The sequence below is a fragment of the Xenorhabdus sp. TH1 genome, from assembly GCF_037260955.1.
In the GTDB taxonomy this organism is placed as follows: Bacteria; Pseudomonadota; Gammaproteobacteria; order Enterobacterales; family Enterobacteriaceae; genus Xenorhabdus; species Xenorhabdus griffiniae.
On record NZ_CP147734.1, the window covers coordinates 1,497,809 to 1,509,231 of the forward strand.

An 11,423-nucleotide genomic window follows, 5' to 3' on the forward strand; every position below is an offset into this window, starting at 1 on the left:
CCTTTCTCCACCATTTCTACGATCAACTTAAGAGCATAGAAGATGGATACAGTGCCTGTTGCCGAAAGCCATGCTAAAAACCATGTAGCTTATGGCTCCACTGGTTTACGGAAAGACCAGAGAAATCAGCGGCGTATCAGTATATCTGTGGCGGTACTCGCATTGTCGGCACTGACATTGGGGGGCTGTGCTTATATGCCGCATAAGCCGCTGGTGGAAGGGCAAACAACAGCAAAACCCGCCGAAGCGCTTACCCCAACGCCAAATGGTTCTATTTTTCAAACTGTCCAACCGGTTTATTACGGCTATCAACCGCTGTTTGAAGACCGCCGTCCACGTAATATCGGTGATACGCTGACGATTATCTTGCAAGAGAATGTCAGCGCGAGCAAAAACTCTTCAGCTAATGCCAGCCGCAATGGAAAAACCAGTTTCACGGCTGCCTTAACTCCCCGTTTTTTACAGGGATTGATGGGCGGTGAAAAAACCGATTTGGAGATGGAAGGAGATAACGAATTTGGCGGCAAAGGGGGGGCAAATGCCAACAATACTTTCAGGGGCACAATTACTGTGACCGTGGATAAGCTGCTGGCCAATGGCAACTTGCATGTGGTGGGGGAAAAGCAGATTGCCATTAATCAGGGAACGGAGTTTATTCGTTTCTCTGGTGTTGTTAACCCACGCACGATCACGGGCAATAATACAGTAAGCTCTAATCAGGTTGCTGATGCTCGTATTGAATATGTTGGTGATGGCTATATCAACGAAGCGCAGCACATGGGTTGGTTGCAACGTTTCTTTATCAATATCTCACCGTTTTAAAAGAGGATGGTTAGGATGAAAAAATTAGTCGCCAGCCTTTTTACATTTTTGTTGGTGCTATCCAGTGTGTTCACCTCTACCTGCGTTTTTGCGGAACGTATTCGTGATTTGACGACGATTGAGGGAGTCAGGGATAACGCGCTGATTGGTTATGGTTTAGTCGTCGGTCTGGATGGAACGGGTGACCAAACCATGCAGACGCCTTTTACTACCCAAAGCTTGGGCAATATGTTGTCACAGCTAGGGATCACCGTACCCGCCGGTACAAATATGCAGCTTAAAAACGTCGCTGCCGTGATGGTGACAGCCAAGCTGCCCCCTTTTGCGCGTGCAGGGCAGAGCATTGATATTGTCGTTTCCTCACTCGGTAATGCTAAAAGTTTGCGCGGTGGTACATTGCTGATGACCCCATTAAAAGGGGTAGATAACCAGGTCTATGCGTTGGCTCAGGGCAATATTCTCGTGGGCGGTGCAGGTGCGAGTGCCGGTGGTAACAGTATCAAAGTCAACCAGCTTGCAGGGGGACGGATCTCCAATGGTGCAGTGATTGAACGTGAATTACCAACACAGTTCGGCCAGAAAGGTACACTAAACCTGCAACTGAATGATGATGATTTCGGATTGGCTCAGAAAATCAGTGATGCGATCAACCGATTGAATGGAAAGGGGACGGCGACACCATTGGATTCCCGCACTGTTCAGTTGCGTTTGCCGATTGAGAACAGCGAGCAAGTGAGGTTTCTTGCCCAGGTACAGAATTTGTCTATCCGGGTAGATGCCGGTGATGCCAAAGTGATTTTCAACTCCCGAACAGGATCTGTGGTGATGAATCGCAATGTGACCTTGGACAGTTGTGCAATTGCCCATGGCAGTTTGTCTGTAACTGTTGAACGCCAAATAGTGGTTAATCAGCCTAATACGCCATTGGCGGGAGGCAGTACCGTTGTGACCCGTAATACGGGAGTTGGCATTCAGGAGCAGGGGGGTGCTTTGCAGCAGTTGAGTGCCAGCGCGAACCTGACACAAGTTGTACGTGCGTTGAATGCATTGGGCGCAACGCCAACAGATTTAATGTCAATCTTGCAGGCAATGGAGAGTGCAGGTTGTCTGCGGGCAAAATTGGAGATTATCTGATGAATGACTTTCTGAAGATACCCAATGCAGCTTACGATGTTAACTCATTGCATTCACTGAAAGCTAAACTGTCACAGGAACCACACCAAGGGCTACGGCAAGTAGCCCAACAATTAGAAGGCGTCTTTGTTCAGATGATGCTGAAAAGTATGCGTTCCTCGTTGCCACAGGATGGCATTTTAAGCAGTGATCAGACCCGTTTTTATACTTCGTTGTACGATCAGCAAATAGCCCAGGATCTTTCCCAAAAGGGGTTAGGATTTGCTGACATGATCGTGAAGCAATTCTCTAATGCGAATAATGTGCCTGGTGAATTAGCCAGCACCGTACCGATGCCGCTGGATAATGAAATCCTGCAAACACTACCGAAGCAGGCATTGGAACAATTTATGCGTCGGGCTATACCTGATTCTGGTGATATGTCTAAAAACGCCTCTCTGGCTTTTTCCAATGGGGCAGCTCAATCAAAGTCATTACCAATGCACAATGCCAGCTTTGTTTCCATGCTTTCTTTACCGGCAAAATTGGCAAGTCAGCAAAGCGGCATTCCTCATTTATTGATCATTGCCCAGGCAGCATTGGAATCCGGTTGGGGGCAGCGAGAAATTCTGACGGCGGAAGGCAGGCCAAGTCATAATTTATTTGGTATTAAAGCGGGGAAAAACTGGAAAGGACCTGTCACCCATATTATGACGACGGAATACATTGATGGCGAACCGAAGAAAATGCAGGACAGTTTCCGCGTTTATGGCTCTTATGTGGAAGCGATAACGGATTACGTCAAATTGCTGACGGAAAATCCCCGTTACGCTAAGGTTGCAGAATCAACCACAGCGGAGCAAGGCGCCTATTCCTTACAAGAGGCTGGATATGCTACCGATCCCAGTTATGCCAAAAAACTAGTGTCATTGATCCAGCAGTTAAAAAATACCGGCCATCAAATGGCAAAAGCCTATACCTATGATTTTGATAACCTGTTTTAAGGGAACCAATTCGCTCAAGAATCAGGGTATTTTGCCGATAACTGTAGCAGTGAATTACCTCCTGCGATGGAGGCGTAACGAAAACGTAAAAGGATCTACACATGTCCAATAATCTTATCAATACTGCCATGAGTGGTATTAATGCTGCGCAGGTGGCAATGAGTGTAGTAGGTAATAACATTACCAATTATAATGTCGAAGGATATCACCGACAGACAACGGAAATATCGCAAAATAATGGAAGCATGTCACCCGTTGGTTTTATTGGCAATGGTGCGCACGTTAATTCCATTAATCGTCAATATGATGAGTTTGTCAGCGAACAATATAATGCTGCAAAAACGAAATATGAAGAATTAGTTGCATACAATAGACAGGTTGATCAAGTTGACAATCTGCTGGCGGATAAGGTAACCAGCCTTTCCAGTTCTATGGGCGATTTCTTTAACAGTATGAGTACACTTGCCGGTAACGCAGAAGACATTGCGGCAAGAACCACTGTACTGGGTAAAGCTGAAGGTTTGATTAACCGATTTAAAGAAACTGATCAAGCGCTTAATAAGATGAACAGCGGTATCAATGCCCAAATTGAACAAAATGTCGAGGAAATCAACAAATACGCGGAAGAAATCGCCTTTTTAAACAATGAAATTTCTCATATGCATGGTACAGGGGCGGGAAAACCTCTTGCTTTGCTGGATAAACGTGATCATGCGCTGAGTGAGTTAAATAAACTTGTTAAAGTAGAAATGATTCAGCAAGACGGTGGTGTTTACAACGTCTCATTTGGTGGTGGCATGTCATTAGTATCGGGCAGTAGATCCTATCAATTGGAAGCCATTCCATCCAGTGCAGACAACGGCCGTATTGCTTTGGGTTATAACAATAATGTCGTCGGCACGAAAGAGATTGATGAGCGTTTTATCTCGGAAGGTGCATTGGGTGGTGCATTACGTGTGCGTAGTGAAGTGATAGACCCAACCCGTAATCAGCTAAACCGATTGGGGTTAGTGATGGCGGATCAATTCAATCGGGTCCAGCGTGGTGGTTTCGATCTAAACGGTGAAAAAGGCATTGATTTCTTCAATTTTTCACAACCAGATACCATTGCTAACAGCAATAACACTGGTACAGCCGACATTAAAGTGGAATATACAGATACCACTAAAGTAAAAGACAGTGATTACACCATCAAATATGAAGATGGTGCCTGGAAAGTGCAGCGTGTTGCTGACAAGGAAATGATCCCGGTAAATGGTAATACATGGGAATTTGATGGCTTAAAAATTGAAATTAATGCGACTAATCCGCAAGATAATGATCGGTATACACTGAAAACGGTTAATGACGTAATAGTTACACTTGAAGTCAATATTAAAAACTCTTCCCAGCTGGCAACGGCGGGTGCCAAAGACTCAGGCCAAAGTGATAACGAAAATGCGAAGGAATTCGTTAGCCTGCAAAAACAAAAGCTGGTTGATGGGAAAAATACCTTGACTGATTCTTATGCTTCGCTAGTCAGTACCGTGGGCAGCAAGGCTAATAGCGCTAAACGCAGTATGGAAGCTCAGGATGTCAAGGTAAAAGAGTATAATCGGGTTCGCGAGTCTATTTCTGGCGTTCATCTGGATGAAGAATACGGTGAACTACAACGCATGCAACAATACTATTTAGCAAATGCCCGTGTTATTCAAACCGCATCAACATTGTTCAATGCTATTTTAGACATTCGTTAATCATTATTGGCTAAAGAAAAAAAGGAAGTAATATTGTGCGCGTAAGTACGAATCTTTTATATAGCCAAAAAATGAATGGGGTTTTTGGCTCCCAATCTAAATGGATGCAATATGGTGATCAGTTATCCAGTGGAAAACGTGTCATTAATCCATCTGATGATCCATTGGCTGCTTCACAGGGTATTATGATTGCCCAATCTGAGTCGCAAAATCAGCAATTTGTGGCGGCTCGGGTCTTTGCTAGAAATACGATGTCAATCCAATCGAGCACTATCTCCAGTGTTGTATCGGTGACAATTAATGTTAAGGAAAGATTAATTGCGGCGGCTAGTGAACAGAGTGATCACAATCGTGAATCTTATGCCCAGCAATTAGATGGCCTTAAACAACAATTGATGAATCTTGGGAATCAAACCGATGGCAATGGCCGCTATATTTTTGCTGGTTATAAGACAGACGAGCCACCTTTCGAAGCTGATAACAGTGGAAAAGTTCACTACAAAGGTGGGGATCGAGCTATAAGCCAAAAGGTGGATGATAATCGCTCCATGGTTATTGCCCATACAGGGGAGAAAGTCTTTTTATCGGCGACATCTAACCCGATTAAAGAGCCTGATGGTAGTGTAAGTGAATCAGATATTTTCGCCTCCATTGATTTCGCGCTCGAGGCGCTTGGCAAGCCATTCACTAATGCTAGCGAAGCAGAAAGAAAGGAAGCAAAGGAGTTGATTGACCGGGCTATCCGAGGTGTAGAAAATAGTTTGAACAACTTATACGCGGCGGATGCCGTATTAGGGGTACAACTTCAGGAAATGGAACAATTGGATGCGTTAGCCAGTGAACGCAGTATTGCCAATCAAGTTCGTATGGGCGAATTGCTTAATGTTGACTGGGTCTCTACTATTTCCAGTTATTATCAGGAACAGGCCGCATTGAATGCTTCCTATAAGGCTTTTTCTGATTTAAAAGGGATGTCTTTGTTTGAAATGTATCGCTAATTAACCTGAGCTTCGCTTAAGAAAGGAAGTAAAGTGCCTGAGGCACGATCAACGTTTTTGCTAAAGAAAACAAAATCGGGGAGATCCTCAGGCATGTGTAATTTAGAAGAACTTTACTGCTGCGTCGATGACTTTTGCCAAAAATTTATCCCTCTCTGGCATCAGCAGCCCATGGAAAATGAATTACGTAAACGACACCGAGACGCTTCCCTTTTTCTCAGTGAAGTCATGATGATCCTCATTTTATTCCCTATGAGCCATTATCGTGATTTTAAAACGTTTTATATTGAACATGTAAAATAATATCTTAAGGCCGATTTTCCCGGATTAGTCGGCTATACCCGCATGCTCATCCTGAAGAAAAGGGTCCTGATTTCTTTATATGCTTTTCTTTCGTCACGCAAGGCGAAAACCCCAGCTGATGTTAAGACGGCGATTAAAGTCACAGAAACATTCATTAAACGTGAATACTACTTTCTCTAAACGATCTAATCATTGGGTTCATGATCAAACTACTTAAGCAATAATTGTGGAGCTTAAGCCAATGCGTTGGTGTTTCATTATGCCAACTGACAAAATAAATTTTGTTACTGCAAGTCAACTTGTTAAATGCCATTCTCAGAGAACAAAAATGCAACAAGATAACTCAGTAAACCACTCACCACGATAGACCAGGAAACTTTTTTCCGTGTTGATAAACCCGATTTTTGATGTTGACAGGCGGAGAAGTTCTACCGCCTTCATCTAATTTAGCAATGTACGTTGTTGATGAAATGAGGGGTTATACATGAATACTCAAAATAATAAGCCGGATAAAACCATAACAAAAGATGATTCACTTCCTGATACCACTATCCGGGAAGTACAGACTGATACACTGAATAAGACAGCAAACAGTGAGAATAACACTTTTGGTTTTGGTTACTACCGCGCTAATTTCTCTAACAGTCATTTCGGAGCTTAATGTCATGACAAAAATCTTTAAAGTTCCCTTTGCAGCGCAAGGGGATAGGGTTTCTATACCTAATGAAGTTCAGCCAGACGGTGCAGTATCCTATACGCAAGGATATGGCTATGATTACGAACGTGACCAAAACGTCGATCCAGTTGCGAGGGATATTGAACGTGAAAAGATGAATGGTCTTTTTCACGATATCACGGAAGCCGTGGGCGAAATACAAACCTTTGGTACGGCACAATGGAACGCTGAGGCACAGCCCTATCCGTTACGGGCACTGGTCTACCATAAACAAAAGTTGTGGCAATCCCACATAGAGAATAATAAGGATGAGCCTGCAGCAGGTAATGCCTGGGTTGAACTAAAAGCCGATCTGACTGCGGATGAGGTGGGGGCTTATAGCAAAGGGGAATCCAACCAGCGCTTCCAGCCTTTGGGCAATTACACACTTGCAGGCTATGGTTACAGCAAGAAAGAATCAGATACCCGTTTTCAGCCGAAAGGGAACTATCAACCTGCAGGCGACTATGCAACAAATGTAACAGTGAGTGGTAAATTGGATAAATCTGCTATTGCTCAGAGTACAGGACAAAATCCATCTTTGGTTATGAGTCAAAAAGCAATAACAGATGCATTAGTCCATGCTGTATCTATTGATAGTTTATATCCTATTGGGATAGTTGTGTGGTTTGCCCAAAATAAAAATCCAAATAATTTGTTTCCAAATACTATATGGAAATACATAGGAGAGCACAGAACAATTCGCTTAGCAGCTTCTAATGGCTCTGATGTATTATCAGTAGGGGGAAGTGATTCAATTAAGCTAAGCGTAGCACAAATGCCAGCCCATAATCATAGATTTAGTGGTGAAACTAGTAATTTTGATTATGGAACTAAGACAACAAATAGCAATGGCAACCATAGTCATACGGTGAATGGTATGGGGGCTCCAGGTAACGCACATCCTAAAGTATCGACAACTGGTGGAGGGGCATATACCTTTAATAGACCTTCGACTAACACCGAAGGCGCGCATACTCATAGTGTAGTTATAGGTTCTCATAGACATACTTTTAACGGTACAACCCAAAATACAGGTGGTAATAGAGAAGTTAATATTACAAACTCTTTTATCAAATTGATGGGTTGGTATAGAAGTGCTTAATAACTATTTCTTCAGTAAATTAATTTTATTTAGTGAATATACTAAAAACCTCGACAAATGAGCCGGGGTTTTTTTCGATATAATTGAACTAATTAGATCATTCCATTTAGATGCTGTAACTTGACGCTCAAATTCAAGGAAACGAATTCGACCATTTCTAACCATATCTATATATAATAATTGATTATTTTGTAATTCATCAATAGTGCTTATTAATTGTTCTTGATCATGAGCGACCAAATAATCAAGGTGGCTTTTACGTATTGCTTTAATAGATGGTTCCTCATCACAAATAAAAGGGCAACCTGCATACCAAGCATTAATGAGTTTACTAGATGGTTTTTTTATTAATTCATCATAGTTACCTTTTCGGAAACTTATCGCTATATCTACATTTCTGTAATCAGTCCAATCTGACAAAGAATGTATAAAGTTAATGTGTCTTACTTCTAATTCTTTAATAAAATTTTCACTTGAAAAAAAAGGAGGAAGAGCATTTTGGTGTCCAAAAAAAGCAATGGTTTTTATGTTATTGTCAATTCGTTCTCTAACCTTAATATTTGGCTGTGGCCAGTGAGGAATATATATCTTTTGACTTTCTGCTTGAAAAGGGTTTTGAACCACAGTATAGTAGCTTGAATATTCATTCAAGCTCGGTCTGTCAGCTTGACAGACTATCGTGTAGCCTCTCCAAGGCTTGGTTTTAAAGCTAAAATCATCATAATGTATGATATTTATTGATTCATTTTCTGCGACATCACTTATTTTAACATTGAAGCGTTCTCCAAAATAATAATTGAGATTTATCAGAGTTTGAAATACCCAGCAAGCCTTCCCTTTTCTATAATATCTTTCAGAGAGAGTATTTGGATCAATTTTATTTTCAATAATATAGTTAAAATCATATGCATATTTTTCTATGAAATTTCTATTTGAAACGCCATTAATTACAATCTTATCCATCTTGTTATCAACCTTATATACGCAATTAACTTGAAAATGCAGGTTTTAGGATCTGGAAATTATCAGTCAACTGGGTAACGAGTTCACTTGCTTTTTTTGGCAACGTGATATGAAAAAAATGATGAAGTGCTTCATGGAAGGTTTTTGCATCCGGAAAATAGACGTTGTTTCGTACTTGCTCGTTCGCATATTTCCATAATCGCTCTATGAGATTGAGATTAGGGCTGTAAGGCGGTAAGTAGCGCAACTCAATATTTAACACTTCGGCAAAAAATTGAACGAGTTTGGAACGGTGGTAACCTGCACCTTTATCAAATTACGAGAGTTAATGTAGCTGTAAACAAAAAAATATCCATTCAATTATCTTAATATTAGTATATACGCATTAAACTTCAAGTTGCAATTTACAACACTCTATGAAATCACACGCATCTTGAAGTTAGATTGGTATACGCTCTTTTTCTAGTTGTTGTAATTCAGTCGGTGATGTGATTATTGTTTGACAAGTGAAGAGAAAAGGAACTCTTCTGCCAAAATATCAGGAATGTGATTTTTTCAAAGAAAAAATCTATGGCCACCCCCGTTTCTGCAACTACTGATTTTGATTTATGATGGACTTGATTAAATCTATCCAACGTCAATATAGACAAAAATGTCCGTGCTTGATAAACCTAATAACGATACTGAGGTGCTGTGAATGATTGCGGTGGCAAATTCGGTTAATACATTGATGAGCACTTCTTGTTTTCATCCCTCAAATGAGAGATAAAAAGCGGAAGGTGGTGATAAAAAAGGCCACACCGAAGCGCAGCCTAATGTTGATCTTGGTGAGTTATTTCCAGTTGAAACAGTAAGGTCGTGAATATATTGCATTTTGTTGCTGTAACAAACTCCCCAATTTTTTGGCGTCGTCGTTACCGTACTCGCCAATAAACTCATATTCATGCTTACCATATAGGTGGCTGTCGATACTGCTCCCCAGTGAATATGCTGTGCCGCCTACTGTTAACAAAAGGTCTTGTTTAAATAAATCCACCAGCTTCTGGTAACCGTCTTGAGTATTATCCGAAGAAACCCGGATAAAGATTTTCTGGTTTAAGCCATCCCAGACAAGCAATGAAAATGTCTTGATAACAGTTTTGCTCTGGAAGTCATCCAAGATACCGAACGGGCCAAGATGCTCACCCGCAGGCTCAAATTCTGTATCCGCAAGATATCCCCACGTCTGATCTTTACTCGAAAAAGCACCGGTGCCTACAGTGAGATTAAAACTCAACATACAATCTGTGGGTTGTGGTTTTGAATTTGATGTTACCAAATGCCAGTCACACGCCATCAAATCTTCCGGTGTCGGCTGCCACGGAAACCATAAGCCATGTTTATCACTCTTCTCGATATAAGCCGGAGTATTATCTGTCGATGGTGATGTCAGGCGCATATGTTCGCCCGGTGCATCCCAATCACTACGATGCAATTTATTTCCCAGGTACACCTGAATAATCGCCCACGGGCAAGATCCCACTGGTGCGGTTACTGCATCAATTTTGTATTGTGCGGGAATAATCTGACACTGCTTTTCAGGACTATTAACTGCAGACATAAACACCTCACTTAATGATTTATTAATAAAGGTAATTTCATCCTGTTGCTAAATAACCAAAAATCTTATGTAAGCCTGCTTTTTATCTCAATGACAACCTCGTCTATCAAGTGGTATATAATTTAGAAGATGATGATTATTTTTTGAGTTATAAATCCTGAGTTGATAACTGCGCAGCAATTTCATGTTCTGGTTGCTTAAACAGGTCTACTTTCAACTCCACGCCTGACACACGACAATTGAGTTTTAATGCCGCATTCAGCGTTGCCCAGAACCCATAAAGAAGTCCACGACCAGATCCCCTTCCCGGCTGCTGGACTGAATAATATGCGCCATCAAGTCAATAGGTTTCTCACAGGATGGTTGCCCGGATAATAGTGTACCGGTGCAAATTGCCAGACATCGATATAAAGCATGGCAGCAGTGATCATAAACGGGCGATGCATTAGCCGTATACCTACCACAATTCGTCATATTGGCGCGACAGTGTTAAATGCGATTCCACCAGACATGATAAAACGTGTTTAATTTGCCACGCTGGTGCTTGTCTTTGGCAATACGCTCAAATAATGCCTGTAGCTTTTCATTGGGTAACTACCACTGACTACACTTGAGCCAGTGACTAGCTAACCTGAGATTTGCTTAAGAAGGGAACTAAAGTGCCTGAGGTACGATCAAAGTTTTTGCTAAAGAAAACAAAATCGTGGAGATCCTCAGGCATGTATAATTTAGAAGAACTTTATTGCTGTGTCGATGACTTTTGCCAAGAATTTATCCCTCTCTGGCATCAACAGCCCATTGAAAACGGATTACTCAAACGCCACCGCGAAGCTTCCCTCTCTCAGTGAGGTCATGATGATCCTCATTTTATTCCATATGAGCCATTATCGTGATTTTAAAACGTTTTATATTGAACATGTAAAACAATATCTTAAGGCCGATTTTCCCGGATTGGTCAGCTATACTCGAATGCTAACCTTGAAGAAAAGGGCGCTTATTCCTTTATGTGCTTTTCTTTCATCTTCTTATCCAAGATTCGGTTTAATTAACAAAATCTTATTCTG

At 41.6% G+C, this 11,423-nt stretch carries 12 protein-coding genes and 1 pseudogene; 9 read left to right on the forward strand and 4 right to left on the reverse strand.

All coding sequences use genetic code 11. The features are described 5' to 3' along the window. Window positions 1-42: 42 nt before the first annotated feature. From WDV74_RS06730 to WDV74_RS06765, 8 genes are all read left to right on the forward strand, one after another. Window positions 43-822: a flagellar basal body L-ring protein FlgH gene (locus WDV74_RS06730; protein ID WP_338885239.1), complete on the forward strand. Its 780-nt coding sequence runs from the start codon at window positions 43-45 to the stop codon at window positions 820-822. Between the two features lie 15 nt (window positions 823-837). Further along, on the forward strand, window positions 838-1,956 hold the full coding sequence (locus tag WDV74_RS06735) for a flagellar basal body P-ring protein FlgI (protein ID WP_338885240.1): 1,119 nt from the start codon (window positions 838-840) through the stop codon (window positions 1,954-1,956). Beyond that, complete coding sequence (gene flgJ, locus WDV74_RS06740) at window positions 1,956-2,939, forward strand: flagellar assembly peptidoglycan hydrolase FlgJ (protein ID WP_338885241.1); 984 nt, start codon at window positions 1,956-1,958, stop codon at window positions 2,937-2,939. Before WDV74_RS06735 ends, flgJ begins: the two co-directional genes overlap by 1 nt. Window positions 2,940-3,040: 101 nt before the next feature. Continuing rightward, a complete protein-coding gene (gene flgK, locus WDV74_RS06745; RefSeq protein WP_338885242.1) occupies window positions 3,041-4,675 on the forward strand; it encodes a flagellar hook-associated protein FlgK in 1,635 nt (544 codons plus the stop codon). Window positions 4,676-4,710: 35 nt separating this feature from the next. Then, window positions 4,711-5,673 carry a flagellar hook-associated protein FlgL gene (gene flgL / locus WDV74_RS06750; RefSeq protein ID WP_338885243.1) on the forward strand — a complete coding sequence of 321 codons (963 nt, stop codon included), beginning with the start codon at window positions 4,711-4,713 and terminating at the stop codon, window positions 5,671-5,673. 93 nt (window positions 5,674-5,766) lie between these two features. Next, window positions 5,767-5,976, forward strand: coding sequence for a hypothetical protein (locus WDV74_RS06755; RefSeq protein WP_338885244.1), 210 nt, complete (start codon window positions 5,767-5,769; stop codon window positions 5,974-5,976). 484 nt (window positions 5,977-6,460) lie between these two features. Continuing rightward, a complete protein-coding gene (locus WDV74_RS06760) occupies window positions 6,461-6,637 on the forward strand; it encodes a hypothetical protein (RefSeq protein WP_338885245.1) in 177 nt (58 codons plus the stop codon). Window positions 6,638-6,641: 4 nt separating this feature from the next. Then, complete coding sequence (locus WDV74_RS06765) at window positions 6,642-7,796, forward strand: phage tail protein (protein ID WP_338885246.1); 1,155 nt, start codon at window positions 6,642-6,644, stop codon at window positions 7,794-7,796. A gap of 3 nt (window positions 7,797-7,799) precedes the next feature. On the opposite strand, the gene WDV74_RS06770 is transcribed toward WDV74_RS06765, so the two are convergent. From WDV74_RS06770 to WDV74_RS06785, 4 genes and pseudogenes are all read right to left on the reverse strand, one after another. After that, window positions 7,800-8,759, reverse strand: a complete 960-nt coding sequence (locus tag WDV74_RS06770) for a hypothetical protein (RefSeq protein WP_338885247.1) — start codon at window positions 8,757-8,759, stop codon at window positions 7,800-7,802. Window positions 8,760-8,784: 25 nt separating this feature from the next. Next, a pseudogene (locus WDV74_RS06775) lies at window positions 8,785-9,066 on the reverse strand (transposase); the annotation flags it as partial. Window positions 9,067-9,591: 525 nt separating this feature from the next. Continuing rightward, entirely contained in the window at window positions 9,592-10,359 is a 768-nt protein-coding gene (locus WDV74_RS06780; protein ID WP_338885248.1) for an MW1434 family type I TA system toxin, read from the reverse strand. Window positions 10,360-10,617: 258 nt separating this feature from the next. Continuing rightward, entirely contained in the window at window positions 10,618-10,833 is a 216-nt protein-coding gene (locus WDV74_RS06785; RefSeq protein ID WP_338885249.1) for a DNA methyltransferase, read from the reverse strand. A 245-nt stretch (window positions 10,834-11,078) separates the two neighbouring features. Between WDV74_RS06785 and WDV74_RS06790 the strand changes: the two genes are divergently transcribed. Beyond that, window positions 11,079-11,207: a hypothetical protein gene (locus tag WDV74_RS06790; RefSeq protein WP_338885250.1), complete on the forward strand. Its 129-nt coding sequence runs from the start codon at window positions 11,079-11,081 to the stop codon at window positions 11,205-11,207. Window positions 11,208-11,423: the final 216 nt, after the last annotated feature.